General features: G+C 62.5%; 29 protein-coding genes. 12 read left to right on the plus strand and 17 right to left on the minus strand.

Going from position 1 to position 25,865, the window contains the following annotated elements:
* Nucleotides 1-2: 2 nt before the first annotated feature.
* From R4P65_RS04525 to R4P65_RS04535, 3 genes are all read right to left on the minus strand, one after another.
* On the minus strand, nt 3-677 hold the full coding sequence (locus R4P65_RS04525; protein ID WP_411742511.1) for a CatB-related O-acetyltransferase: 675 nt from the start codon (nt 675-677) through the stop codon (nt 3-5).
* Between the two features lie 93 nt (nt 678-770).
* Complete coding sequence (locus tag R4P65_RS04530; RefSeq protein WP_317825598.1) at nt 771-2,000, minus strand: acyl-CoA dehydrogenase family protein; 1,230 nt, start codon at nt 1,998-2,000, stop codon at nt 771-773.
* Nucleotides 2,001-2,091: 91 nt separating this feature from the next.
* Complete coding sequence (locus R4P65_RS04535) at nt 2,092-3,393, minus strand: alpha/beta hydrolase (protein ID WP_317825599.1); 1,302 nt, start codon at nt 3,391-3,393, stop codon at nt 2,092-2,094.
* Between the two features lie 69 nt (nt 3,394-3,462).
* Between R4P65_RS04535 and R4P65_RS04540 the strand changes: the two genes are divergently transcribed.
* Complete coding sequence (locus R4P65_RS04540) at nt 3,463-4,074, plus strand: phosphoribosylanthranilate isomerase (protein ID WP_317825600.1); 612 nt, start codon at nt 3,463-3,465, stop codon at nt 4,072-4,074.
* On the opposite strand, the gene R4P65_RS04545 is transcribed toward R4P65_RS04540, so the two are convergent.
* On the minus strand, nt 4,062-4,973 hold the full coding sequence (locus R4P65_RS04545) for a hypothetical protein (protein ID WP_317825601.1): 912 nt from the start codon (nt 4,971-4,973) through the stop codon (nt 4,062-4,064). The genes R4P65_RS04540 and R4P65_RS04545 overlap by 13 nt on opposite strands.
* A gap of 235 nt (nt 4,974-5,208) precedes the next feature.
* Here R4P65_RS04545 and R4P65_RS04550 point away from each other — a divergent pair, with 235 nt between their 5' ends.
* On the plus strand, nt 5,209-5,982 hold the full coding sequence (locus R4P65_RS04550; protein ID WP_317825602.1) for an SDR family oxidoreductase: 774 nt from the start codon (nt 5,209-5,211) through the stop codon (nt 5,980-5,982).
* Nucleotides 5,983-6,000: 18 nt separating this feature from the next.
* Here R4P65_RS04550 and R4P65_RS04555 read toward each other — a convergent pair whose 3' ends face one another.
* Nucleotides 6,001-6,432 (minus strand): nuclear transport factor 2 family protein, encoded by a 432-nt coding sequence (locus R4P65_RS04555; RefSeq protein ID WP_317825603.1) that lies wholly within the window; start codon nt 6,430-6,432, stop codon nt 6,001-6,003.
* Nucleotides 6,429-7,352 carry an alpha/beta hydrolase gene (locus R4P65_RS04560; RefSeq protein WP_317825604.1) on the minus strand — a complete coding sequence of 308 codons (924 nt, stop codon included), beginning with the start codon at nt 7,350-7,352 and terminating at the stop codon, nt 6,429-6,431. The genes R4P65_RS04555 and R4P65_RS04560 overlap by 4 nt, the downstream gene beginning before the upstream one ends.
* Before the next feature lie 111 nt (nt 7,353-7,463).
* Between R4P65_RS04560 and R4P65_RS04565 the strand changes: the two genes are divergently transcribed.
* Nucleotides 7,464-8,465, plus strand: coding sequence for an NADP-dependent oxidoreductase (locus R4P65_RS04565; RefSeq protein WP_317825605.1), 1,002 nt, complete (start codon nt 7,464-7,466; stop codon nt 8,463-8,465).
* Nucleotides 8,466-8,519: 54 nt separating this feature from the next.
* On the opposite strand, the gene R4P65_RS04570 is transcribed toward R4P65_RS04565, so the two are convergent.
* Both R4P65_RS04570 and R4P65_RS04575 read right to left on the minus strand, forming a co-directional pair.
* On the minus strand, nt 8,520-9,668 hold the full coding sequence (locus tag R4P65_RS04570) for a CoA transferase (RefSeq protein ID WP_317825606.1): 1,149 nt from the start codon (nt 9,666-9,668) through the stop codon (nt 8,520-8,522).
* The gene (locus R4P65_RS04575; protein ID WP_046380332.1) at nt 9,665-10,837 is read right to left on the minus strand and encodes an acyl-CoA dehydrogenase family protein; all 1,173 of its coding nucleotides are present in this window, start codon (nt 10,835-10,837) and stop codon (nt 9,665-9,667) included. The genes R4P65_RS04570 and R4P65_RS04575 overlap by 4 nt, the downstream gene beginning before the upstream one ends.
* A 149-nt stretch (nt 10,838-10,986) precedes the next feature.
* Between R4P65_RS04575 and R4P65_RS04580 the strand changes: the two genes are divergently transcribed.
* Nucleotides 10,987-12,057 carry a LacI family DNA-binding transcriptional regulator gene (locus R4P65_RS04580; protein ID WP_317825607.1) on the plus strand — a complete coding sequence of 357 codons (1,071 nt, stop codon included), beginning with the start codon at nt 10,987-10,989 and terminating at the stop codon, nt 12,055-12,057.
* A gap of 4 nt (nt 12,058-12,061) precedes the next feature.
* On the opposite strand, the gene R4P65_RS04585 is transcribed toward R4P65_RS04580, so the two are convergent.
* From R4P65_RS04585 to R4P65_RS04595, 3 genes are read right to left on the minus strand one after another with little or no spacing between them, the layout of a single operon-like run.
* The gene (locus R4P65_RS04585) at nt 12,062-12,613 is read right to left on the minus strand and encodes an SRPBCC family protein (RefSeq protein ID WP_317825608.1); all 552 of its coding nucleotides are present in this window, start codon (nt 12,611-12,613) and stop codon (nt 12,062-12,064) included.
* A gap of 43 nt (nt 12,614-12,656) precedes the next feature.
* A complete protein-coding gene (locus R4P65_RS04590) occupies nt 12,657-13,322 on the minus strand; it encodes an alpha/beta fold hydrolase (protein WP_317825609.1) in 666 nt (221 codons plus the stop codon).
* On the minus strand, nt 13,319-14,083 hold the full coding sequence (locus tag R4P65_RS04595) for an MBL fold metallo-hydrolase (protein WP_317825610.1): 765 nt from the start codon (nt 14,081-14,083) through the stop codon (nt 13,319-13,321). The genes R4P65_RS04590 and R4P65_RS04595 overlap by 4 nt, the downstream gene beginning before the upstream one ends.
* Before the next feature lie 19 nt (nt 14,084-14,102).
* On the opposite strand from R4P65_RS04595, the gene R4P65_RS04600 reads away from it, so the two are divergent.
* Entirely contained in the window at nt 14,103-15,194 is a 1,092-nt protein-coding gene (locus R4P65_RS04600; protein ID WP_317825611.1) for an alpha/beta hydrolase, read from the plus strand.
* On the opposite strand, the gene R4P65_RS04605 is transcribed toward R4P65_RS04600, so the two are convergent.
* The gene (locus R4P65_RS04605) at nt 15,180-15,770 is read right to left on the minus strand and encodes a TetR/AcrR family transcriptional regulator (protein ID WP_317825612.1); all 591 of its coding nucleotides are present in this window, start codon (nt 15,768-15,770) and stop codon (nt 15,180-15,182) included. The genes R4P65_RS04600 and R4P65_RS04605 overlap by 15 nt on opposite strands.
* A 130-nt stretch (nt 15,771-15,900) precedes the next feature.
* Between R4P65_RS04605 and R4P65_RS04610 the strand changes: the two genes are divergently transcribed.
* From R4P65_RS04610 to R4P65_RS04635, 6 genes are all read left to right on the plus strand, one after another.
* Nucleotides 15,901-16,905 carry a patatin-like phospholipase family protein gene (locus tag R4P65_RS04610; RefSeq protein ID WP_317825613.1) on the plus strand — a complete coding sequence of 335 codons (1,005 nt, stop codon included), beginning with the start codon at nt 15,901-15,903 and terminating at the stop codon, nt 16,903-16,905.
* Between the two features lie 13 nt (nt 16,906-16,918).
* Nucleotides 16,919-18,451, plus strand: a complete 1,533-nt coding sequence (locus tag R4P65_RS04615; RefSeq protein ID WP_317825614.1) for an NAD(P)/FAD-dependent oxidoreductase — start codon at nt 16,919-16,921, stop codon at nt 18,449-18,451.
* Complete coding sequence (locus tag R4P65_RS04620) at nt 18,448-19,326, plus strand: SDR family oxidoreductase (RefSeq protein ID WP_317825615.1); 879 nt, start codon at nt 18,448-18,450, stop codon at nt 19,324-19,326. Before R4P65_RS04615 ends, R4P65_RS04620 begins: the two co-directional genes overlap by 4 nt.
* Nucleotides 19,327-19,345: 19 nt before the next feature.
* A complete protein-coding gene (locus tag R4P65_RS04625) occupies nt 19,346-19,864 on the plus strand; it encodes an N-acetyltransferase (protein ID WP_317826126.1) in 519 nt (172 codons plus the stop codon).
* Nucleotides 19,865-19,954: 90 nt separating this feature from the next.
* Nucleotides 19,955-20,365 carry a hypothetical protein gene (locus tag R4P65_RS04630; protein WP_230814708.1) on the plus strand — a complete coding sequence of 137 codons (411 nt, stop codon included), beginning with the start codon at nt 19,955-19,957 and terminating at the stop codon, nt 20,363-20,365.
* On the plus strand, nt 20,365-20,553 hold the full coding sequence (locus tag R4P65_RS04635; RefSeq protein ID WP_230814709.1) for a helix-turn-helix transcriptional regulator: 189 nt from the start codon (nt 20,365-20,367) through the stop codon (nt 20,551-20,553). Before R4P65_RS04630 ends, R4P65_RS04635 begins: the two co-directional genes overlap by 1 nt.
* A 24-nt stretch (nt 20,554-20,577) precedes the next feature.
* Here the strand turns inward: R4P65_RS04635 and R4P65_RS04640 are convergent, their stop codons facing one another.
* The 5 genes from R4P65_RS04640 to R4P65_RS04660 form a co-directional block, all read right to left on the minus strand.
* The gene (locus tag R4P65_RS04640) at nt 20,578-20,805 is read right to left on the minus strand and encodes a hypothetical protein (protein ID WP_030535223.1); all 228 of its coding nucleotides are present in this window, start codon (nt 20,803-20,805) and stop codon (nt 20,578-20,580) included.
* A gap of 81 nt (nt 20,806-20,886) precedes the next feature.
* A complete protein-coding gene (locus R4P65_RS04645) occupies nt 20,887-21,714 on the minus strand; it encodes an ABC transporter ATP-binding protein (RefSeq protein WP_230814710.1) in 828 nt (275 codons plus the stop codon).
* A complete protein-coding gene (locus R4P65_RS04650) occupies nt 21,698-22,798 on the minus strand; it encodes an aliphatic sulfonate ABC transporter substrate-binding protein (protein ID WP_317825616.1) in 1,101 nt (366 codons plus the stop codon). Before R4P65_RS04650 ends, R4P65_RS04645 begins: the two co-directional genes overlap by 17 nt.
* Nucleotides 22,795-23,652 carry an ABC transporter permease gene (locus R4P65_RS04655; protein WP_317825617.1) on the minus strand — a complete coding sequence of 286 codons (858 nt, stop codon included), beginning with the start codon at nt 23,650-23,652 and terminating at the stop codon, nt 22,795-22,797. The genes R4P65_RS04650 and R4P65_RS04655 overlap by 4 nt, the downstream gene beginning before the upstream one ends.
* Nucleotides 23,653-23,895: 243 nt before the next feature.
* Nucleotides 23,896-24,744, minus strand: coding sequence for a class I SAM-dependent methyltransferase (locus R4P65_RS04660; RefSeq protein WP_317825618.1), 849 nt, complete (start codon nt 24,742-24,744; stop codon nt 23,896-23,898).
* 181 nt (nt 24,745-24,925) lie between these two features.
* Between R4P65_RS04660 and R4P65_RS04665 the strand changes: the two genes are divergently transcribed.
* Nucleotides 24,926-25,771, plus strand: coding sequence for an LLM class F420-dependent oxidoreductase (locus tag R4P65_RS04665; protein ID WP_317825619.1), 846 nt, complete (start codon nt 24,926-24,928; stop codon nt 25,769-25,771).
* The last annotated feature ends 94 nt before the right edge of the window (nt 25,772-25,865 follow it).

Below are 25,865 nucleotides of genomic sequence, written 5' to 3' on the forward strand. Positions count from 1 at the left end.
GATCACTCAACCGCTTCGAGTTCCGCGACGCTCCCGTCCGAGATCAACCGGACGTGGCGGGTGATCTTCTCGATCGGCCAGTCCCACCACGCAATTCGCACCAACTTCTCGATGTCTTCAGCACTGAATCGGCGCTTGATCTCCATTGCCGGGTTGCCGCCGACAATTGCGTAGTCCGGGACGTCGCGTGTTACGACTGCGCCGGTGGACACGATCGACCCGTGGCCGATCCGGACACCGGGCATGACTGTCACGTTCCCGCCGAACCACACGTCGTTCCCCACGACGGTGTCACCGCGCGACGGCAGATCCTGCACCAAATCCATGTGCCTGGCCCAATCGCCGCCCATGATCGGGAACGGGTAGGTGGAGACACCGTTCATACGATGATTTGCGCCGTTCATGATGAAGGTGACGCCGGTTGCCAGCGCGCAGAACTTTCCGATCACCAGTTTGTCGGGACCGTAGTGGTGCAACACGTTTCGAGTCTCGAACTCTTCGGCGAACTCCGGATCGTCGTAGTACGTGTACTCCCCTACCTCGATCAACGGGTTGTCGATCAACGGCCTCAGCAACACCACTCGCGGTTGCCCGGCCATCGGATGAACAAGGGTGGAATCCGGCGCAGTGTGATCCGGCGCAGCGAAATCTGACGCAGTGGGATCTGACGCGTCCATTACCAACTCCGATCCGTCGGCGCGGTGTCGCCGACCGCAGCAAGACTATCTGGTTCCTGCTGCGATCGACCGACAAGCGAAAACGTACCCGTGTCAGCCCAGGAGACCCTTGGCGATGTGGGTGACCTGAATTTCGTTGCTGCCCGCATAGATCATGAGCGACTTGGCATCACGCGCCAATTGCTCGACTCGGTACTCGGCCATGTAGCCGTTTCCACCGAACAGCTGCACGGCTTCCATTGCTACCTCGGTCGCTGCGCGCGAGGAGTACAGCTTCATCGCCGACGCCTCCGCCAGGCTCACTTTGTCTCCGGCCGCGGTGCGTTCGATCGCGTTGAAGACCATGTTCTGCACGTTGATTCGAGCGACCTCCATCTCGGCCAGCTTGAGCTGGATGAGCTGGAACTGCCCGATCTCGCGTCCCCACAGTTTGCGGGACTTCGCGTATTCGATACTCAGACGGTGGCATTCGTTGATGATGCCGAGAGACAGGGACGCGATGCCGATGCGTTCGGCGGCAAAGCTCTCCTTGGCGCTGGACTTTCCGTCCGACTTTCCGCTGTCCTCGGTCTCGCCGAGCAGACGGTCCTTGGTGATGCGGACGTTGTCGAAGAACAGCTCACCGGTGGGTGAGGAGTTCATGCCCATCTTCTTGAACGGCGGGCTCTGGGTGAGACCCTCCATGCCCTTGTCGAGGATGAAGGCGAGCACCTTGCGATCGCGACGATCAACCGACGCATCGCCCTCGTCGAGCTTTGCGTACACGATCATCACGTCGGCGTACGGACCGTTGGTGATGAAGGTCTTGTTGCCGTTGAGAATGTAGTCGTCGCCGTCGCGGCGTACGTAGGACTTCATGCCGCCGAAGGCATCCGAGCCGGAGTCCGGTTCGGTGATCGCCCAGGCGCCGACGGTCTCGAATGTCACCAGGCCGGGGAGCCAGCGTTCCTTCTGCGCGAGTGTGCCGCGGCTGCGGATAGTTCCGGCGGCCAATCCGAGGCTGACGCCCAACGACGCGACGAGACCGAGGCTGACTCCGGCCAATTCACTGTTGAGCACAACGCCCATGCTGCCTGCGCCGCTGAATGCGCTCGACTTCTCACCGCCACTGGAGGGTGCATCGCCACGCTCACGTGCCAGCGACTTCTCGAGACCCTCGCGTGCCATGTCGGCCAGACCGAAGGTCGAGTACAGCTTGCGGATGATGTCGAACGGCGGCAGCGCACCACTTTCGAGCTCGTCGACGTGAGGTCGCACCTCTTTGTCGATAAAGCCCCGCAAGGCGTCGCGGAACATCAGGTCGGTGTCGGACCACTCGTACATGTGCCTGAACTCCAGTCGGTGAACGATCGAGAGACTGCCGAACGGCAGTCACACACCGAATATAGAACACGTTCCAAAACCGGAACAGGATTCAGCTGATCAGTCCCATTCGCTGCGAGATCCACGCCAGTTCCTGTTCGACGCCCGCGGACCACACCGAAAAGCTGTGACCACCGGGAAGCTCGAGATACCTGGCGTCCATTCCGGCCGCTTTGGCCGCTTCGTACACCTTCTGCTGGCCGGGCTTGAACTCGTTGTCATCTGTTCCGACGACAAACACTCCGCCCGAGTTCGGGAACTTGCGGGTCGCCAGCAGGTCCATCGGATTCACCTTCACGAACGCTGCTTCGTCGCCGCCGAAGATCTCGTCGACGGTTCGCTGTCGGTCACCGAGCGAAGGCTCCAACTGACCGGACAGATCGAGGAAGGTCGGGTACACCTCGGGGTAATTGGTCGCCATCTGCAGTGAGCAGGTGCCACCGTAGGAGAGCCCACCGATTGCCCACGCTCGCGGACTCGTGTCGATCTGGAACGCATTCGCCACCGCAGCGGGCAAGTCCTTTGCCAGATACGTGCCGACCTTGCCCTGTGACGAGTCGGTGCACAGCGGATTGGCCATCTGCGACCCTGTTCCATCGGCTATCACGACGACCGGAGCGAGCCCGGCGTGATCGCGCGCGAAAGAATCCATTGTCGCGGTCAGCTTTCCGCCTTGGAGCCAGTCCTCGGGCTTGCCAGGCTGACCTGCCATGAGCACGAGCACGGGAAGAAGCGGGCGCGGATTGGTGAAGTACGACGGCGGCAGATACACCTGGGCGTCGCGCGCGGAGAATCCTGAAATCGTTCCGGGTACAGGCAAAGTCGTGACTCGTCCGCGAATCGGCATGCCCTCCGGCGCTTTCCACACCGTGTCGGTGGGGTCGCCGGTGACAACAGGATCCGTCGGACCGGGAACTTCACTGAGTGAGATGCGGTCGAAATCGTCGTGTCCGAACGCAATTCCCACAGTCGGATACGCGGCGAAAACCAGATTGATCTGCGTCGCGGCGGTGACGATGACCAGTACGGTCGCAATCACGGACAGCACCGCCTTCGCGACGGTTCCGCCCGCCTTGATTCGCGGCCCGAGAAGTAGCAGCGCGTAGATACCGAGACCGATCCACACGTAAATCGACATCTCGATGGGATCGGGGAACGGCACGATCACCTTTTCGACGGTGATCCACACGGCGATCATGATCACCAGTGCGATCAGCCCCGCGATCGGCACCGCTCTGCGGTAGTACCAACGCACGTTCGAACCGAGCAGCCACACACCACCCAGAACCCCAAGGACAGTCAGGATCACCGGCAGCGGTCCCGAGATCAAACTGATTCGGTAGAGCCAGTCCACGTCAAGCCTCTCGCACGTAGAAATGTCGCACGCACGAGGCTAGACGACGACACTAGTACTCTGTATCAGGTGACATTCATCAAGGTCTGTGGCCTACGCGACGTTGACACGGTCGACCTCACGGTGGGACTGGGCGTCGACGCCATCGGTTTCGTCTTCGCCGAGAGCGTCCGCAAAGTCGACCCCGCTCTCGCAGTCGAGCTACTCGCACGAGTCCCCGCTCACGTCCGGGCAATCGGAGTCTTTCTCGGTAACCCGATCGATCAGATCCGCGAGATCGCCGAGGTCACCGGGCTTCGCACCGTGCAGATTCACGATCTTGTCGACGCCGAGCAAGTGCAGCAACTGCACGATGCCGGCCTCACCGTCATCCGCGCGGTCGTCTCCAGCAACGTCCGCGACGGTTACAACCTCGACCTCGGTGAGGACGAGCTCTTGATCGACGGCGCGGACGCCGGATCCGGGGTGCCGTGGAACTGGGCCCAACAGCAATCGCGCCCGCAAGGTCAATGGATCCTGGCGGGCGGACTGTCCCCGGACAATGTTCGTGACGCATTGGATGCCACCGGAGCCTGGGGCGTCGACGTCTCCAGCGGCGTCGAATCGTCCCGCGGCGTCAAGGACCACGCTTTGATCGAGCAGTTCGTGAGCGCTGTCCGGCAGACCGATCACTCGAAATAGGACGCGTAGTCACTGAACGCGACTTGGCCGGTGGGACTCGCCTTCACAGCGTCGGCAACGGCAGGCGGAATGGGAACCCAGTGTGCAGGCATCGCTGCCGCCAGTGCGGGCTTCAAGATGTAGAGCAGAGCGAAGTTCACTATCCAGAGCGGCGGCGCCATCGACATGCCGACTTCCGAACTCACATCGCCTTTGGTGTTGGTCACCAGCTGCGCTTCACCCGAAATCTGTTGCGCTGCAAATCCGTAGACCGCTTGCACCGTGTATGCCGACTGGTAGAGCGCGATCAGAGTGTGCGTCGCACCGTTGTTGCGCAGCCAGGTGCCCACGAAACCGCCAGGGGCGATCAGCGTATTCACCTGCCGCGTCGGCGCATCCGCGTTGGCGGGGCTCTGCAACAATCCGTCGGGATTCACGTACAACCCGTAACTGGCCAGAACCGACGGCGTAGTGCCGGAGTAGAGAGGGCGCCCGTTCGTATTGGTCAATATTCGGGCGCATTCGTCGATCACCTCGGCGTCCTCGCGATTGCCCCCGACCCCACCGCCGGAGATGAGATCGCGATACTGCTCCTTGGACAAAGTGTCGGCTGGTTCGAGTCCGATCTGCGCGGCAATCTCGTCCGCTACCTGTTGACCCAGCGGCTGGTTGAGCTGATCCGGACTGATCATCTGCGTGGGCGCGACGCTCTCGTAGCCAGGTGCCCCGGCAAAGGGGATCACGAACCCGGTATCGACAGTCTCCGCAACAGGTTGAGCGCCGGCCGTCTGAGTCATGGCAAACGAAAGTACGCACACCCCAACCAAAGCCAGTACCGGGATGGTCCCCCGGTGCGACCGTGCTCGACGTCTACAGCCCTCGTTTGAGAAAGCCTTGCCTGCAATTCCCTTGCCGCGCATAGGTCAACCTCCCGGGACACAGTCGGGCGAATCAACTCGAGCTTGTATCTCAGTCAAACGCTGTGCACAGCGCCGTGTCAAGACTCTTGCCAGGTCGAGGGGCCGACGGCGCCCGCTCGCCCGCTACAGTGGTCTTTCCGACCAAGGTGGCCTCACCCGCGGTAGACCGCTCGAGTTGTGCGCGTCAGTTGCCGGAAGTCCCGCGTCGGTTACAGGAAGTCTCGGGAGGCGAGCAGTGTCTGACAAGCGCGGGACCGTATTGATCACCGGTGTCGGCCGGAGCAAGTCGATCGGAGCAAGCCTCGCATTGGGTCTCGCCGAGGATGGTTGGGATCTGACGATCGGCTACTGGGAGCCTTATGACGAACGCGTCGGATTCGTCCGCGGAGCGCACGATCCACAGGACGTGGCAGAGAAGTGTCGCGCACTCGGGAGCCGTGTCGACCTGGTTCCCGGAGATCTGGCCTCGCCGGACGCTGCCGGTCAGCTCGTTGACGCAGCCGCAGCGCGGAACGACCTTCGCGGGCTGGTGCTCTCACATTGCGAAAGCGTCGACAGCTCCATCCTCGATACCACCGTCGAGAGCTGGGAACGACATTTCGCCGTCAACGCCCGCGCCTCTTGGCTGCTGATCAAAGCGTTCGCCGAACGACTTCCGCAACAGCACGATGCCAGTCAGGTGACCGGACGGATCATCGCGCTCACCAGCGACCATGCGGCCCACAATCTCCCGTACGGGGCCAGCAAGGGCGCACTCGACCGCATCGTCATCGCAGCCGCAGTCGAACTCGGATCACGTGGCGTAAGAGCAAACGTCATCAACCCAGGACCGATCGACACAGGGTGGATGACACCGGAGATCAGACAGGCCGCCACCCTCCAGACCCCTGCCGGCCGGCTGGGCACTCCCGGCGACACTGCAGACCTCGTTCGATTTCTGATGTCCGACGCCGGAGGCTGGATTACGGGACAACTCCTTCACTCCAACGGCGGATTCAGTACGAACTGAGCCCTGGCCGGACTCGGTTCAGGCTTTGTAGGTCGGCAGCGTCTGCCCGAGCCTGCGGCCCATCTCGGCAGCCAATGCGGCGAGCCCGCTGGCCGGACGCACCATGACCTCGAAATCGACGATCTTGCCGTCCTCGTCGAATTCGACCATGTCGATTCCCTTGAGGCTCTTGTCGCCGATGTTCGCACTGAATTCGAGAACGACCTGCCGACCGTCGGCTCCGGCGAACTGACGGTGGTACTCGAAATTCTCGAACACCTGGATCACCGTATTGAGAATGAGCACAACGGCATCCGCGGACTGGTACGGCTTGAATCCGGTGGGCGATCGGAACTGCGCGTCAGGCGCGACGATGGTCGGTAGCGCCGACAGGTCACCGGTTTCGATCATGGTGTGCCACAACTGCAGGGCGGCTTCAACTTTCGGTTCGAGCGTCAATTCCGTGCTCATGCTTCTACCCTTTCCTCGACGTTACCTGCCACTTGATTTACTGGCACTTGATTGGTGACGGCCCACGCACTCAACACAGTTCGCACCCCGGTCACGAGTTGCAACGGCTGATCGATCATGACGTGATGTCCGGCTTCGGGAATCTCCGCCACGATGGCCTCCGGTCCGAACAATCCGCGCATGTGCTCCATGAGCCGGTCGGACACAATTCCGTTCTCGGCCCGGAAATACGCTACGCGGCAACGTGGTTCGCTGCCCATAACATCCTCGGCGCCAACACGGAGAAAGAAGTTCGGATCGAATTTCCACGACCAACCACCGACGACTTCCTCCATCGACGTGGCCGCCACATGATCACGCACTGCGGGTACCCCCGAGTCCTGCGGCGGTACGAAGCGGAATCGGTCCATCGCATCTTCTCTGGAGCGGTAAACCTTCTTGGGGCCGAACGCATTCTGGCGTCGAGCTGCCTCTTCTTCGGGCGTACGCGCCTTGAGTGGAGAATCGATGATGACAACGCCGTCCAACAACTCGCCGTGCAGATGTGAGGCCACGAAAGCAACAATCCCACCCATGCTGTGCCCCACCAGAATCGGCTTGCCGTCGATTCCCCCTGCCTCGGCCGCCGCCAGCACCTCGCGAGCCCACTGGGACATTGCGTAGGCGTCGCGAGTGTCACTGTCGCCGTGCCCCGTCAAGTCGAGAGCGACAACGCGGCATCCCTCGGAGAACTGCGGCGCGATGTGATCCCACCAGCGACTGTGGGCTGCGCCGCCGTGAATCAGCACGATTCCCGGCCCCGCCGACCCCCAAGCCCGAAAGTGCACCGAAGCGCCCTCGACCTCCACCGACCCCGTCTCGACCGGCGCTTCCAGCGCCCGAGTGAACCAACCAGGCGCGTCTTCGACCACATTGCTCATCGATCGAACATACATAGTCGCCAATCGGTTCATCCAACTCTTCCCAGTTCGTGATCCATCACCTATATTGAATCCGGCCTCAAGTTCAATTCGTTTCGCCGAAGGGGAGAGATGACCAACCGCCAAGTACGCCTCGCCGCCCGCCCGACAGGACTTCCCGACGCTTCCACCTGGGAATATGTCGACGCCGAGATCCCGTCCGCCGGACCGGGCGAGTTTGTCGTCAAGGTCGAATACCTCTCCCTTGACCCCGCGATGCGCGGTTGGCTCAACGACGTCAAGTCGTACGTTCCCCCGGTCAAGCTCGGCTCCGTCATGCGCGCCCACGGCGTCGGACGCATCACCGAGTCGCAACACCCCGATTACCAGGTCGGTGACATCGTCGCCGGATCGTTCGGCGCTTCCGAATACGGTGTTTCCGACGGCACCGATGTCACGCGGGTCGACGAATCGATCGCTCCCCTACCGACTTGGCTCGGCGCTCTCGGATTCCCCGGCGTCACCGCATATTTCGGATTGCTCGACGTCGGAAAGCTGAAGGACGGTGACACCGTCGTAGTATCCGGCTCGGCAGGCGCCGTCGGCAGCCTCGTCGGCCAGATCGCAAAGATCCACGGCTGCAAGGTCATCGGCATCGCCGGTGGTCCGGAGAAGTGCGCGTGGCTCACCGAAGACCTCGGCTTCGATGTCGCCATCGACTACAAGAACGAATCCGTCTACAAGGCACTCAAGTCCAATGCTCCCGACGGTATCGACGTGTACTTCGACAACGTCGGCGGAGAAATTCTCGACGCCGCGCTCTCCCGTTTGCGTCTCGGCGCTCGGGTGGTCATCTGCGGCGCCATCGCGGGCTACAACGCCACCGAGCCTCAGCCCGGCCCCGCGCACTATCTGTCACTTCTCGTCAACCGGGCCACGATGGCCGGCTTCGTGGTCTTCGACTACCTCGATCGTTACGCAGAAGCGCAGGAGCAGATCGGAAAGTGGATCAAGAGTGGCGAATTGACGGCCCGCGAGCATGTCGTTGACGGGGGCATCGACGCATTCGGCGACAGCCTCAACCTTCTCTTTGCCGGTGCGAACACTGGAAAGCTGGTCCTGAAGGTCAGCTGAGTCAGCCACACACGCAGATCGGCCACCGGTGTTCCGGTGGCCGATTCGCGTGCGTCAACCAACGCCCGGCGGGGTGGGAACGCTGTCTTCACCCAACCGCGGCGGGGCCGACCGATAGGTTGCCGGAGTGCCGCTCAACCGAATCGGATTGGCTACCTGCCGAGTCGGTGCATCGCGACGCGGATCGTCAATGGTCACCACCGGAACGAGATCCAGCCGTTCCGCCAGCGCTATCGCGTCGGCGATTTCGTTGAGGGGCCCACACGGAACACCTCGCTCGGTCAGTGCCTCGAACCACGAGTCTGCAGTGCCCTTGGCCAACGCAGCAGTGACGGCGTCGAACAGTTCTTCTCGATGCGCGACCCGATCCCGATTCGAGATGAACCGTACATCCGCGGCAAGTTCGGGAATTCCGAGAACCTCTACCAACGAACCGAATTGGCGATCGTTGCCGACAGCGAGAACCAGCGGGCGGTCGGCGGTGTCGAACACCTCGTAGGGCGCGATGCTCGGATGCCGATTGCCCATGGCCGCGGGCACCACACCCGCCGCCACGTAGCCGGACGACTGGTTGGCCAGTGCGGAAAGCAACGAGGACAACAGATTGACCTCGACGTGCTGCCCTTCGCCCGTTCGATCGCGGTGGCGCAGCGCTGCAAGGATTCCCACGCTGGCATGCAAGCCGGTGATGACGTCGACCACCGCGACACCGACCTTGGTGGGAGTCTTGGAATCGGGACCCGTGATACTCATCAATCCGCCGACCGCCTGAATCAACAGGTCGTACCCCGGCAGAGAATTGTTGCCACCGAAGCCGCTGATCGAGCAGTAGACCGCACGCGGATTCATTTCTCGGACAGCGTCGTAGCCCAGCCCCAGACGGTCCATCGTTCCCGGCAGGAAGTTCTGCACCACGACGTCCGCACTGCGAACCAGCTCGCGTGCACTCTCCAGATCCGCGCGCTCGCGCAGGTCCAGAGTGACCGACTTCTTGTTGCGGTTCACCGACAAGAAGTAGCTCGACTCGTCCCCCACCCACGGCGGGCCCCAGCTGCGAGTATCGTCGCCGACACCCGGCCGCTCGATCTTGACGACCTCCGCGCCGAGATCGGCAAGAATCATCGTGGCGTACGGGCCGGCGAGGACGCGGCCGAAATCCGCGATCACCAACCCGTCGAGCGCTCCGACAGCGTCTACCGTCACCGGAACGCTTCTTCACCGGTGAGAGCGCGACCGATCACCAGCTGGTGAACCTCGGAGGTGCCCTCGTAGGTGAGAACGGATTCGAGGTTGTTCGCGTGCCGAATCACGGGGTATTCGAGCGTGATGCCGTTGGCACCCAGGATGGTTCGGCACTCACGGGCGATCTTGATGGCTTCGCGGACGTTGTTGAGCTTGCCGGTGCTGACCTGCTCGGGACGAACCGTCCCAGCATCCTTGAGACGTCCGAGGTGGATTGCGAGCAACTGACCCTTGCCCAATTCGACTGCCATGTCAGCGATCTTGGCCTGAGTGATCTGGTACGCGGCGAGCGACTTGTCGAAGACCTTGCGATCACGCGCGTACGAGATCGCGGTCTCGAGGCAGTCACGTGCTGCACCCATCGCTCCGAAGATGATGCCGAAGCGGGCCTCGTTGAGGCAGCCGAGCGGGCCGGATAGTCCGCGAGCCTTGGGCAGCATCGCCGAGGCAGGCAGACGCACGTCCTCGAGCACCAGTTCCGACGTGACCGACGCCCGCAGCGACATCTTGTTCTTGATCTCGGGGGCGGAGAAGCCCGGAGTGTCGGTGGGAACAACAAATCCGCGGACGCCGTCGTCGGTGCGCGCCCAGACCACGGCGACGTCCGCGATGGAGCCGTTGGTAATCCACATCTTGGTGCCGTTGAGGATCCAGTCGTCGCCGTCGCGCTTGGCGTTGGTTCGCATGCCGCCGGGGTTGGATCCGAAATCGGGTTCCGTGAGACCGAAGCAACCGATGGCTTCACCGGCCGCCATCCGCGGGAGCCACTCTTCCTTCTGCTCTTCACTTCCGTTGTGGTGGATCGCGAACATGGCGAGCGAACCCTGGACTGATACGAGGCTGCGAATACCCGAATCGACAGCTTCGAGTTCCTGGCAGGCCAACCCGTACGCCGTCGCGCTCATCCCGGCACAGCCGTAGCCCTCGAGGTGCATGCCCAGTACGCCGAGCGCGCCCAGCTCCTTGGCCAGCTCACGAGCCGGCAATGCTGCCGCCTCGAACCATTCGCCGATGTGCGGGCGAATGCGATCGTCGACCATCTTGCGGACCGTGTCGCGGATCGCGATCTCCTCGGCATCCAGCAGGGTGTCGATGGCAAAAAGCTCGGACAGGGACTGCGGCGTGGTCACGGGGCCTCCAGTGTTCTCGGGCGCAATCCTTTGCAAGAACGATTGCGCAATCGTTTGCATCGCCTAGAGTAGGGCCCGGTTGCACACCCGTCAATCCCCGACCCTCACTCCGCCCCACACCCGGACCCACAGCAGGAGCCCCGACGCAGATGACGCCCGATCCGTCGACCCGCAGCAACGGCCGTCCGCCGACGCTGCGCGAAATCGCCGACCAGGCCGGGGTCCACATCTCGACGGCGTCGCGGGTCCTCCGTCAGCCCGAGCCCGCCGACGGTTGGTCCGACTCCGCGCTCCGAGTTCGTCAGGTCGCCGAGGAGCTTGGTTACCAACCGAACCTGTGGGCGGCCAGCCTGCGTACCCGAAAGACCACCACCATCGGCGTCGTGATGCCGAGGCTGACGGACGTCGTGGTGGCCACCATGTTCCAGGGCATCGAGGAGGCTGCCACCGCGGCGGGTTACTCGGTCCTGCTCTCCAGCCCACCTGACGATCTGGACGCGCAGCGCAAAGCAGTCGAGTTCCTGGTCAGCCGCCAGGTCGACGGGCTCATGCTGAGCAGCATCCACCTGCCGGGTACCGATTTCGTCGACTCACTCCCCCTGCGCTCGCTACCGATCTTGCTGCTGAACCGGCACATCGACCCGGCGACGTCGTCCGCGAACCGAAGCCTGCCATTTGTCAGCGGCGACGACCGCCTCGGCGGCTACCTCGCGGGAAGGCATTTACTGGATTGCGGCTATCGCGATCTCGGTGTGATCGCCGGACCGGATCACGCCAGCACTTCACGTGAACGCGTCGCAGGTTTCCGCGACGCCCTGGCCGAAGCGGGCTTGGAACTACCGCCGAACCGAATAGTGGCGTCCGAGTTCGAAGTTCAAGGGGGTGTCGATGCGGCTGCCACACTGCTCAGCGGGAACACGCGCCCTGACGCCGTCTTCACGGTGAGCGATACCATCGCGATCGGCGTACTCGGTGTGGCCCGTGATCTCGGGTTGAGCATTCCGGACGATCTTGCGTTGGTCGGCTACAACGACATTCCGGTTGTCTCCCAACTCCCGGTGCCACTGACGACGGTGAGGTCCCCCGCCCGCAAGATCGGCGCGACCGGGCTCGAGCACCTGCTCGCATTGATCGCCGGCAGGAACGTCGAATCCGTGAAGCTTCCCGTCGAACTGATCGCGCGTGCCTCCACCAGAAAGCCTGCCAGTCGCAAACTCTGAGCAGCTACCAGACCTGAGATTCGTCGATACCCAGCTGTCGCGCATAACCAGAGTTGAGCGCGTCCCAGCCGTACTCGCGTGCCCGTTCACCCACGATCGGACCGAAGGGCTCGCCCGCCAGAAGGGCGTCGAGTACGTCGAAGCACAAATGCCATCCCGCAGCGAGTGCCGACGCCATCCCCTCAGCCCGCGACCTCTGCGTGAGCACAACGCGGGTTCCACCTTCGATCGGGGTCAGGTCCCACACCAATTCGTCCGGGCCCCACTCGTGTTCGAGCCGCCGGGAAGTCTCCACGACGTGAACGATGACCGGCAGCGACATTTCGGGGGCGCCGTCCTCGGTGAGCATGGTGATCACGGCGTCGCCAGTGCGGCTCAGATTCCGATCGGCGGTGTACGGCGTCCATTGCGCCAACATCTCCGGGTCGGTGATCGCCTCCCACACCTTCTCGACGGGATACGGCAGCACCCGAGGAAAGCTGACGACTGTGTCGTCGCCGTCGACGCTCACCGTGACGTCGGACAGGGCACTGGGCTGATACGGCTGGGCACTCATGAGTCGATCTCACCAGGAACCACCGACACGGGCAACCGGCGCGTCAACGTCCGAGCGTGAACAGTTCTGTTGCTGCGGCGACTGCCTGTTCGACCACCGGATACTTCACCACGGACAAGTCGTGTCGAGCTCCCTCGAACTCCACCAATCGTGTCGGTACGGGAATCAGCGCGAGTGCGGCCCGAAGCTCCTCCGTGGTCGCGAATTCGTCTTTCGATCCGTGGACGACAACGGTCGGTGTGTTCAACTCGGGTAGGTGCTCGGTTCTGAGTTTGTCGGGCTTCTTCGGAGGATGCAGCGGGTAGGACAGCAGAACGAGTCCGTCGACGAGTCCTGGGTTCTGCGCCGCCAGCATCGACGCTTGCCGTCCGCCGTACGAATGTCCGCCGAGCAGAACAGGTCCGGGCACCGAGTAGTCCTTGCGAACAGCGGCAATCACCTCGGCAATGCCCGCGCGATCCTCCGCAGCACGCGACGGATGTGGCGGCCCCGAAGCTCGACGCACCCGAAACGCGAGATCGAAGCGCAGGACTTGCACTCCCGCCACGGCAAAGCCGTCGGCAACAGCGCGCAACAGCACAGTGTCGCAGTTACTTCCGGCGCCGTGAGTCAGTGCAAGCGTGGCGACGGGCGACGCGAAGGACACAGAATCAGGCCGATGCAGGAAACCGTGCACTGCACCTTCGTCGACCGTTTCGACAGTAGTCATGGACGCATCCTTGTCCGGCCGGCTCGGGCCTGTTCGACTGCGGCAGCCAGGCTGCCTTCGTAGACCGGACCGTGTCCGGGAAACAGCACGCCGGCAGGTGCAGCGGCGATATTGTCCAACGCCTGGTCCGTCGCTTCACGGTCATGATTGAAAGGGCACACCAGAAATTGTGGTCCGGCGACGCTCGATGTCGCGTGTCCGGTCACCAAAGCGTCACCCGACGCGACGACGCCTGCGTCGGGGACCAGGTAAGCGCTGTGGCCGTCGGTGTGCCCGTGAGTGGGGATCGGCACGATACGGCCTGGGATATCCAGCGCGCCACCGGACGCAAAGGCCTGTGCGTGAAGCAGTTCCGCTCCTTTCAACGCGCCCGCTCCGATCACGTCGCGAAGCCACTTCGGAGCACCTCGCCGCCACAACAGCAACGGAGCTTTCGCCGGCGACAACTGCTGCAGATACTCCCGCTTCGCGTGGGGCACCTCCAACGGATCCATCAGGACCGGAACCTCGAGCCGAGTCACGATGTCCGCGATTCCGCCGATGTGATCAACGTGCGCGTGAGTGACGAGGATTGCCCGAACATCCCCGAGCTGGTGACCGATCTGCTCGATCGAGCGTTCGACGTCGGCCCCGTTGGCCGGGTATCCGCCGTCGATCAGCGTCAGATCGGACCCCTCTTCGACCAGTACCCAATTGGCGTGACCGCACCGAACCAGGTGTGTGTTCTCGATCTGCGTGATCGACAGTGCCGCAGTAGTCATGCTTGGTAGTGTGCGCCACGTGTCGGAATCCGTGAAGCAGGCCAGCAGCCGCAGCATTCGAGATCGCGCCGAAGCATCCTTGGTGGCAGCCGCATTCGCGCTGCCCAGCGCGGTGAAACGCCGAATCACCGGTCCACCCGTAGTCATCGAGGGCAACACGCTCGACGCCGACGCACACCTGCTGCTCACGCTCGCGAAGACGCGGCCACTACCGTCGCATACAACCGATTCCCAGTCACTCGCCGCTGCTCGCGCCAATCTCACCCGAACGGCGATCATGATGGGCGGTCGGCCCGCACCGGTCCACACCGAAGAGATTTCCGTTTCGGGCGCCGACGGCCCACTTCGAGCTCGGCTCTATGTTCCGAGCGCCGACACCGGCGCTCTACTCGTCTACTTCCACGGCGGCGGCTGGGTGCAGGGCGGCATCGAATCCCACGATGCTCCGTGCCGCCTGTTGGCCGAGACTTCCGGCGCACGGGTCGTCTCGGTCGACTACCGGCTCGCGCCCGAATTCGCTTTCCCCACACCGGTACACGACGCCTACGCCGCCTACCTCGACATCGTCGACCGCGCCGAAGAGTTCGGTGCAGACCCGACGCGGATCGCTGTCGGCGGCGACAGCGCGGGTGGGCACTTGTCGGCAACGGTGGCGCTGCGTGCCCGCGACGACGGCAACACCCCTCCGGCAGCACAACTGTTGATCTATCCCGCGACCGACTTTCACGAGAAGGCGCCGTCGAGAACGACGTTCGGTGAAGGCTTCTTCCTGACCGAGGCCAACATGAACTTCTACGAGTCCAGCTTCCTCGGCAGCGATGCCGATCGACTCGACCCGATGGTGTCGCCGCTACGCGCCCCCGATGTGGCCGGACTGCCACCAGCCATCGTGATCACGGCGGGATTCGATCCACTCCGGGACGAAGGCGAAGCCTACGCAGCTCGATTGCGCGACAACGGTGTTCACGTGACGGATCGACGCTATCCCGGATTCATCCACGGCTTCGTCAATGTTCTGGGACCGAGCGCCGGTTCACGCGCCGCTGTCGCCGAGATCGGCGGAATGCTGCGAGTACTCCTTGCCCGCCCGACAGTTTCACCCACCCAGTAATATTTCGCGCACCGTATCCACCAACGGATCGACGGGAAGCTCTGGGCTGATCGCACGCTGAAGACCCAAACCGATTCCGACGCTGAGCATTCGAAGGGCCGCCGCATTCGGGTCCATTGTCGGCGTCACATTGTTGGATTCGGTGAGGTGCTGCACCATTCCGGCGATCAGTCCGCGCACTTGGTCGGCACCCGCCGCGATTTTCGCTCGAATGTCCTCGCTGTGCCGTGACCGGACCGAGAACTCGACCTCGAGCAGAGTCCACCTCTGGTCCCCGATCGTCCGCTCGGCCCATCGCGCGAACTCGGCCACCGCGTCGTCGAGCGTCGACTTCGCTCCGAGCTGGGCGGTGATCTCACCGACCTTGGTCAACCTGATTCGGCCGAGCACTTCAGCGCACAACTCGTCTTTGTTCTTGAAGTTCGAGTACACCGCACCCTTGGAGTAGCCGGCATCCTCGGCGATCTGATCGAGTGACGCGGCGGCGTACCCGCGATCGAGAAAATGCTCGACGGCCGTCGCCAACAAGGTTTCGCGGGTCAACGCCTGCGCTTCCTGCCTGGTCAATCGTGCCATCGGAACCTCCTAGTGGTTCTGAGTATCGAGATTCCAACGGTAGCCGAATACCGGGAGCGGCCCGCGGGCGCACTCCGGACAACCATATTTGGGGTACCCACGTTATTCAGATACTGATAGTCTCCGAAATATGACTTCAGAAGTGACCGGCACCACCGCGACCGGGTTCAGGCGAAACAGCGCGCCGAAACGCGGCTTGGCAATCGGATGCGGCGGCACTCTCGGCTTCGCCTGGACCGTTGCCGCGCTCGCCTCGGTTCGGGAGGCACTCGACTGGGATCCCCGCGAAGCCACCGCAATCATCGGCACGTCCGCCGGAGCCGAGTTCGCGACGATGCTCGGCAGCGGAGTCGGAGTCGACGAGTTGGTCGCCATGCAACTCGGTGATCCCGCGGCCCGCCCCGAACTCCTCGCCCACATCGCGTCGGCACCCGGAAAAATCCCACCACTACCGAGCTTGGGGATCGGCAATCCACGACTGGTGGCGCGTCGAGATCTTCCGGTTCTGAGCCGGATGAGCGGCATAGCACCGCTTGGTGGCGGTGACCCGTCCTGGCTCACCGCGCTCGCCGCATCACTTGCCCCTGGCGATTCGTGGCTCCCACATCCGAACGCGTACATGGTATCCATGGACTACAGAACGGGGCGGCGGGTCGCATTCGGGGCACAGGGGGCTCCGGAAGCGACCGTCGGTGAAGCACTTCGAGCGTCGTGGGCGATTCCCGGCTGGTTCCCACCTGTCACCATCGACGGCGTCAGGTACATCGACGGCGGCGCGGCATCCACGGCTTCAGTAGACCTCCTGCTCCCCCTCGAGCTGGACGAGCTGGTCGTACTGGCGCCCATGGCATCTCGAACGCTGAAGCCAGCGCGCGGTGCTGCACGCATCGAACGCCGGGCCCTGCGCAACTCCATGTCCAAGGGCCTCGACCGCGAGATCGAGCTGGTTCGCGCTGCCGGCACCAAGGTCCTGCGTATCGATGCCACCGATGACGATCTCGCCGTCATGGGCGCCAACTTCATGGACGGCCGACGGCGGCTCGCCACCTTCGAATCATCCCTGCGCACAACACGTGCGAGCGTCAAGCGTGAACTCGATGCGCACGCGTTCCACACCACCCATTCCCACCAGTGAAAGCGCAGACTCAGTGAACAACGAACCTGACCACTTCGAGGTCGTGATCATCGGCGGCGGGATCTCCGGAATCGGCGCAGCCATTCATCTGCAGCGCCTCGGGATCGAAAATTTCGTCCTGCTCGAAAAGGCCGATTCGCTCGGTGGAACCTGGCGCGCCAACACCTATCCCGGTTGTGCCTGCGATGTTCCGTCCGGCCTGTACTCGTATTCCTTTGCCGCCAATCCGGATTGGACGCGTTTGTTCGCGGAGCAGCCGGAGATCCGCGAGTACATCGACGATACGGCCCTCCGCCACGGCATCGACAAGCATGTTCGCTTCGGGGTCGAAATGCTCTCCTCACAGTGGGATGCGTCGCAATCCCTTTGGAAGATAACAACTTCCAGTGGCGAACTCACTGCTCGTTTCGTGATCGCGGCCACGGGTCCGTGGAACGAACCCTTGACACCGGCAATCCCCGGACTGGAAGCGTTCGAGGGCGAGGTGTTTCATTCCTCGCAGTGGAATCACGACTACGACTTGACCGGAAAACGGGTCGCTGTCGTGGGTACCGGCGCTTCGGCAGTCCAGTTCGTTCCGCGCATCGTCTCCGAAGTCTCCACACTTCACCTCTACCAGCGAACCGCTCAATGGGTTCTCCCCAAACCCGACCACTACGTACCGCGGATCGAAAGGTCCGTCATGCGATTCGTACCGGGAGCACACAAAGCCCTGCGCAGCATCGAATACGGAATCATGGAAGCGCTCGGATTGGGATTTCGCAATCCGTGGATCCTGCGAATCGTGCAGAAACTCGGTTCGGCCCAGTTGCGCCTGCAGGTCCGTGATCCGAAGCTGCGCAAGGCGCTGACACCCGACTACACCCTCGGTTGCAAGCGACTGCTCATGTCGAATTCGTACTATCCGGCACTCGGCAAACCCAACGTCAGCGTCCATGCCAATGCAGTTGAAGAAATCCGCGGCAACACCGTGATCGGCGCCGACGGAGCGGAATCGGAGGTGGACGCCATCATCTTCGGAACGGGCTTTCACATCCTCGACATGCCCATCGCCTCCAAGGTTTTCGACGGAGAAGGTCGATCACTCGACGACCATTGGCAGGGAAGCCCGCAGGCGTACTTCGGTTCCGCCGTCAGCGGATTTCCCAACGCGTTCATTCTGCTGGGCCCGAGCCTCGGCACCGGGCACACGTCGGCGTTCATGATCTTGGAAGCCCAACTGAACTATGTGGCGCAGGCGATCGGCCACGCTCGTCGGCACGGCTGGCAAACCATCGACGTGCGGCCGGAAGTACAGGCAGCCTTCAACTCTCAGGTTCAGGAAGCACTGGGAACCACGGTCTACAACGCCGGTGGTTGCGAAAGCTATTTCTTCGACGTCAACGGCCGCAACAGTTTCAACTGGCCGTGGTCGTCCGGCGCCATGCGTCGACGGCTACGAGACTTCGATCCGTATGCCTACAACCACACGCTCTCCGACAACCCTTCGTTGGATACCACGCCCTCTGAGCCCACCACCTCCCTCGAACCGGAGTACACCGCATGAGCCTCTTCGGCACCACCTACCCGCCGATCGATCTCGACGGAGCAGTTGTTGTCATCTCCGGCGGCGGCCGCGGAATCGGCCGGGCCACAGCGGAGTTGTTCGCAACTCGCGGCGCACTCGTCTGCGTCGGCGATCTCGATGAGGAGACAGCCGTCGATACAGCCGCGTCCATCGGCGCACGGGCCCGCGGCTACGCACTGGACGTCACCTCGCGCGAATCCTGGGATGTGTTCATCTCCACAGTGATCGGCGAATTCGGTCACATCGACATTCTGGTCAACAATGCGGGAGTGATGCCGCTCGGCGGCTTCCTCGACGAGTCCGACGCCACCAGTCGAGTCACCCTCGACGTCAACGTCTGGGGGCCGATTCACGGGATGCGCGCAGTGCTGCCCGGCATGGTGGAACGACGACGGGGCCACGTCGTCAACATCGCATCCATGGCAGGCAAGCTCCCCGTGCCCGGAATGGCCGTGTACAACGCAAGCAAGTTCGGCGCGGTGGGTCTTTCGGCTTCTGCCCGTGTCGAATTCGCAGATTCCGGAGTCAGCGTCAGCGCCATCCTGCCCAGCGCCGTGCGCACCGGACTCTCCTCCGGTGTGCCACTCGGAAAGGGTATGCCGACCGTTGAACCCGAGGTCGTGGCCAAAGCCGTCGTCGACACCGTCACGCATCGACGAGCCGAAACTACGGTTCCGCGTTACCTTGCGGGCTGGGACCTCATCGACGCCGTGGTACCCGAATGGATGATCAATATCGGACGTCGGGTGATCGACGATCGCCGCGCACTGACATCGGTAGATCCGAACGGGCGTGCGGACTACGAAAAGCGAGTAGCACGTCAGGCCGAAAACGAGGAGCACGATCGGAGATGAAGCGGGTAGTTTCGTGGCCATGTACATCCGCCGCGAAACTTCTTCCGACCGTGACGCCGTCTACTCACTGCTCGGGGCGGCGTTTGCCGACCAGGCACCGCCCGGCGAGACTCCCTACGAGATCGAACTGACACGCCAACTCTTCGCCTCGGACGACTACTTGCCGAAGTTGTCCCTGGTCGCCGTAGCCGGCGGCGAGATCGTCGGTTTCGTGATCGGAACACGCGGATGGGTCGGTCAAGTAGAGGCGGTTGGTCTCGGGCCGTTGGCAGTCACGCCGGGCAACCAGCGCAGCGGCGTCGGTTCGGCCCTGATGCACGCCGTAATCGGTGCAGCCGACGCCCAGGACGTGCCACTGCTCGCGCTTCTCGGAAGCACCGAGTACTACCCCCGGTTCGGATTCGTCACCAGCACCGACGTCGGAGTCGAGTCTCCGGAAGCCGAGTGGGGCGCTCACTTTCAGATCAGGACCCTCACCGCGTACCGGGCTGATCAGACAGGGAAGTTTTCCTACGCCGCGCCTTTCGGGATCGCTTGACCCTCAGCGCGATGTAAGAGTTCTTTGACATCAGGCATACGTAGACCTACGCTCAGGCATGTCAAAGAACTCTTACATCTGGGAGGCTTCATGAGCACCACTGCACGGTGGAGCCTGATCATCGGTATCGGCGCCGCAGCAACGCTGGCCTTCAGCTTTTTTGCAGCATTGACCGCCGACGACCGGAAGACGTTGGCCTTCATAGTCTTCGCTGTCGTCATGGCACCGGCTTGTATCGGGTCGGCGTGGGCCCTTTTTCCATCGGAGAACAACAAGGCCCCCGCCTACCCTGAGGACACTGTCGAAACCGAATGGAGTCGCAAGGCCGGCTTCGGTGCGTTCACCGACTTGATCACTGCCATGGGGATCGCACTGATCGCGCACAATGTCTTCGGCGCTCCCGAACTGCCGCTCGTAATGTTTACAGCCCTCGGGCTGGCCGACTTCGGAATCCGGTACTGGGCAGTGTCGAGGGACCGCACCCCCACTATCGAGATCTGATGCGCAACAACCTTCAAGAACTCCGGACGGCAGCCGGATTGTCACAGCAAGCGTGCGCCGACGCGCTCGGCATCACACGCCAGACCGTCATCTCTATCGAGAAGGGTCACTTCGACCCACGCCTGTCACTGGCGTTCCGAATCGCCGAATATTTCGACAAACGCGTCGACGACGTCTTCTCGAACTGACGGAAAATCAGTCGAGCTGCGGTTTCAGTCGAACAGAGTTGGCGATCCGTTTTCGTCTTTCCCGTCTTCGACGGCCGTGGCCTTCTTGCCCGAGCCCTTGCGGACGACGGTCAGCGTCGTCGTTCGACGCGACAACCTGTGCCCGTCACTGTGTTCGAGCAGCGCCATGCCCTGGCGAACTTCGACTACCGTCCACGGACCCGCATGGCCGGCTGCCTGCACGAGGTCACCGGACTCCACCTCAGTTGCCATGACCACTCCTTGTTCGTCGTGTCCTGCACGTTCTCCCTCCTATTATCGACGCGGTCGCCAGGTAGTCGACGCGCAGGGTACCTACGCTGCAGCCGCAACCTTGACGGCGTGGCCGACTTCGGCTCGGAATGCCGCATATTCGGGTGAGCCGCGGAGGTCGTCAGGGTCGACGCCTGTTCGTGGCAGATCGATTTTCAGATCGAGCGCGACCTTGCCCGGCCTGCTTGTCAGGACCACGACCCTGGAGCCGAGAAATGCTGCCTCGTCGGCGCTGTGAGTGACGAAGACACTCGTTCGCCCGGACTCGGCGCTGACGTTGCGGAGGTCCTCCTGCAGACGCTCGCGGGTGAGGGCGTCCAGCGCGGCAAAGGGCTCGTCCAACAGAAGCAACGACGTTTCGGCCGCCAAGGCCCGGGCAATTGCCACCCGCTGCTGCTGCCCGCCGGAGATCTCCCAGATTCGCCGGTCCGCAGTGCCGCCCAGCCCGACGCGGTCGAGGAGTTCGTCGCGTCTTTGCCCGCGGTCGCTCTTTGCAACGCCGGCGTATTTGAGTGCCAGATCGATGTTGCCGCCTACGGACTTCCACGGGAAGAGCCGCGGCTGCTGAAACACCACTCCCGCACTCGACCCGGGGATCGGGTCGGATCCCGACACCTGAACCGTTCCGCTGGATGGGTTTTCGAATCCCGCAATCAACCGCAGCAAGGTGCTCTTGCCGCAACCCGACGCTCCGACGAGGACCAGGAACTCACCAGGTGCGACGTCGATCGATACCGGTCCGAGCGCTGTTACGGACTCTCGGCCGTGGCCGTATTTGTGTGAGACGGTGTCGATTCTGATCGCGCCCGGGCGGTCGGGTGCGAACCCTCCGACCGCCTGCTGTGCGGTCACGCTACTGGTCAAGGACATCGGGAAGCCCCTTCACATAGAGAGCATTCTGAAACACCGTCAGATCAGGCACACTGTCGATCTGCTTCTGCTCGGCCAGGAATTGCGCTGCACTCTGCAGGTTCACTGCCAAATTTCCGGGAGCGCCCTCGGTGCCCAGCCATTCCGGCGAGGAGATCTGCTCGGGAGTGAGGAACACACCCTGCTTCAGCTGCGCTGCCGCGTCTTCCTTGGAGGCGCCCAATTGCGCGGCAACAGCTTCCGCTGCCGCGTTCGGGTCAGTGGCGATCGTCGTGAGCGCGCGGGCCTGAACCTGGCGCCAGGTATCGACGATCTCGGGGTGATCCTTCGCAAACGCGGTCGACACCACACCCAGGTCCAGCGTCGGCTTTCCCGCCGTCGCCAGCTCGCGGCTGGCGATCAACTGTGTTCCGTCCTTGCGGAGTTCGTCGAGCGTAGGCAGCCAGGTGTAGACGGCGTCGATGTCACCTCGCTGCCAGGCGGCGAGTGATGCTTGCGGCTGGAGATCCACCAACTGGACGTCATCTGCGCTGAGTCCGGCCTGGTTCAGAGCCGCCAGCAGACTGTAGTGAGCGGTCGACGCGAATGCCGTGGCCACTTTCTTGCCCCGCAGATCTGCCACGGTCTTGATTCCGGTTGCGTTGCGGGCCACCAGAGCTTCGTTGTCACCGGCCACATCGAGAACAAACGCAACCTGGTACGGAATGTTCAGCGGTGCCGAGAGTCCACGAGCAACCGGACTCGAACCGATTGCACCGAAGTCGATTTCACCGGCAATGAAGGCGGTGTTGATATCGGCTCCCGAATCGAACTTCGTCCACTTCACGTTGTACTCGGGCAGCGCGTCTTCGAGCCACCGATTGTTCTTGACTATCAAATCGCCGCTCGGGAAAGACTGGTAGGCAAGGCGAATCGTTTCCTTGGACGAATCCTGGCCGGAATGATCCACCGAGCACGCACCGAGAACCAGTGCGAGGACGCCGATCAGCACCGTGAACGCCGTCCGGGAAGCCTTGCCCTCATTGCGCGTCAGATTACTGCTGCGCTTCGGATTACTGCTGGCGCGTTTCTGATTGTCACTCATACTTTTCCCCTCCAGGGAACGGCGCGGCGCTCTGCAGCCCGCAGCAGTCCGTCGATGATCAGGCCGGAGAATCCGATGGCGAAGATCCCCACCAGCACAACCGGTGTGTTGTTGTAATTGCTTGCATCCTTGACCATTCCGCCGATTCCAGGGATGCCGTTGAACAGTTCGGCTGCGACCACCGACGAGTACGCCATACCCACCGACAGCCGAATTCCGGTGAAAGTTTCCGGCAAGGCCGACGGGACGACGACGTCTCGGATCACTTGTGCCCGTGAAGCTCCCAACGCTCTGGCCGCTTCGACCAGCCCGACGGGCGCCGCGACGACAGCAGCTGTGGTGGCCACTGCTGCGGGCGGGAGAGCAGCGAGCGCCAGCAATGTAATCTTTGGCGCCTCGTCGATTCCCAGCCAGATCACCAGCAGGAAGAAGTACGCCAAGGGCGGCAGTGCGCGAAGGAACGTCAACCACGGTTCGAGCAGACTCCGCAGCCATGACACCGATCCCATGGCCAATCCGAGAATGACGCCCAATCCGACGCCGATGATCACACCGACCAGCACCCGTCGCAGCGTCATGTAAAGGTGCTCCCAGAGCAAATACCCCTGGTAGCCCCGCACTCCGTCATGTGTGGTCATCGTGTTGACGAAGGCATGCCAGACCGTGCTCGGAAACGGCACGAAGGTCTCACTCCAGGTCCCGCTGGCTGCCGCGACCTGCCACAGCGCCAAGAATGCGATCACCGAAAGCACTGGAAGTCCTACGGTGGTCACACTCGAAGCCCACGGCCGACGCGGCTCACGGTTCGATTCCGAGGCCGGTGTTGGTTCTTTTGCTTCGACAGAAGTCGACATCGCTGTTCTTCCTCGACGTACGGAAATTCCGGCACATATGCAGCTACGAGTGCATATGCAAGGACGAAGGCGCACAGGGAGGCGCCATTCTCACTCAGGAGAGTCGGAAGGAATCAACAGCAACAGCAGTGAGCACCAAGACGGCACAGGTCGACGGCGATGCGTCGTGTCAGTGGCGTCGTGGGCATGGGGGTAATTAGTACCTGTGTCGTCAATTACCCGCAAATGCGGGGGAAATAGGCGTCAGCCTGCCAAGCGAACGGACAGCGAATACATCAGCGGCAGCTCGGGACGTCCGGCCGGGACTCCCCAGCGCTTGGCGCCGAGTTCGGTCATCTCCTCGAATCCTTGCCAGCCGTTGGCGTACGGGTACTCGTCGAAGGACTCGAGCAGCAATCCGGCCCGCCGCAACGCGCCGAGTACTTCGGCAATAGACCAGTTGAATTCACATGAGGGGAAAGGATTTTCGAAACTCGCGTTTCCACCTCCCGGAGCACCCGGCAAGACAAGATCGACTGAATCTGCCACGTAGTCGCCAACGCCACCGGGTTCGGTCACCGGGGTCCCGCCTCCGTACGGGCATGTCAGCGACCACTTCTCGTCGAAACACATGGCAAATGGATGAAACTCCACCAGAACGAATCGCCCGTCAGGCGCCAGAACACCGGCAATCCCCTCTGCCCACTCGTCGAGATCGGGCAACCAGATCACAGTCCCGTACGAAGAAAAGACTCGGTCGAACTTCCTTTCAGCGGCGGCAGCTTCGCGGAGCCATCCAGATACTTCCCCTCGCTCGAACTCGGCGGCAATGCCGGATTCCGTGGACAAGGTTCGGGCGAAGTCGATCGCGGAATCCGAGAGGTCGACGCCGGTCACGTTGGCACCGAGGGCCGCCAAACTCAACGAATCCTGACCGGAATTGCACTGCAGATGCAAAATCGAGGAGCCTGCAATCTCGCCGAGCAGCGCCACTTCTTCCGGAAACAGGGTCGACCCGCCGTTGCGAAAGAACTGTGCCTGGTCTCCTTTGTGGCTGTTGTGAGCGACAGTCGCCGCATTCCACGACAACCGATTCATCTCTACTACATCCACGGCGCCCACCTTGTCCAACCTCTCGGCCCCAACCTATCCGGCCCACAACCTCACACAACAAGTCCGCACGAGTTCAGCACGACCTCGGTCACGGCGGCAATCGATTTAACTCGGTCGGAAACCTATCCGAACGATCCTGGAACAGGTTACAGTTTTTCGACGGACCATCGAAGGAGAACCAGTGCGCTACGGACTCAGCCTGTTCACCAGTGATCGCGGCATCCGCCCCGCCGAGGCGGCAAAGGCTGCCGAGGCGAATGGATTCGACGCCTTCTACGTTCCGGAGCACACTCACATCCCGGTGTCGAGGGATTCCGATCATCCCGGAACCCAGTCCGCCGAATTGCCCGACGACCGTTACATGCGCACACTCGACCCCTGGGTCGCCCTGAGTACCGCGGCGTCGGTCACGAGCACCATCCGGTTGGGTACGTCCGTGGCCCTCCCCCTCGAACACGATCCGATCACTCTCGCGAAAACCATCGCATCGCTGGACCATCTCTCCGACGGTCGCGTGGTTTTCGGCGTCGGATTCGGCTGGAATGCAGAGGAACTCGCAGACCACGGCGTACCGCCCAACAAACGCCGGACCGCACTCCGTGAGTACCTCGAAGCCATGGGAGAACTGTGGTCGAAGGAAGAAGCTTCGTACGACGGCCAATTCGTGAAGTACGGGCCAAGTTGGGCCTGGCCCAAGCCTGTTCAGAAACCCCGTCCGCCCATCCTCCTGGGAGGTGGCGGCAACGAGAAGACCTTCAAGTGGATCGCCAAGTCCGCCGACGGCTGGATCACCACACCCATCGAGCAGGAGATCGACGGAAACGTAGAACTGCTTCGAAAGATCTGGGCCGAAGCAGGTAGGGTCGGCGAGCCTGAAATAACAGTCCTGGCAGGCAAACCCGACCCGGAGAAGCTCGCCCACTGGGCCGACATCGGTGTCACCGAAGCAATGTTCGGCACTCCGGACAAGAGCCCCGAAGAGGTTGCCGGATACATGGAACGTCTGGCAACCAAGCTCGGACGGTGAGGTCCGCCACAGCGCCTTGACCTCAACTGCACTCGAGGTTTTAACGTCGGTATTGCACAAGACAGTGCAACGACAGAAAAACCGAGGCAGAGGA

The sequence above is a fragment of the Rhodococcus sp. IEGM 1318 genome, assembly GCF_033142465.1.
Classification (GTDB): Bacteria; Actinomycetota; Actinomycetes; order Mycobacteriales; family Mycobacteriaceae; genus Rhodococcus_F; species Rhodococcus_F qingshengii_B.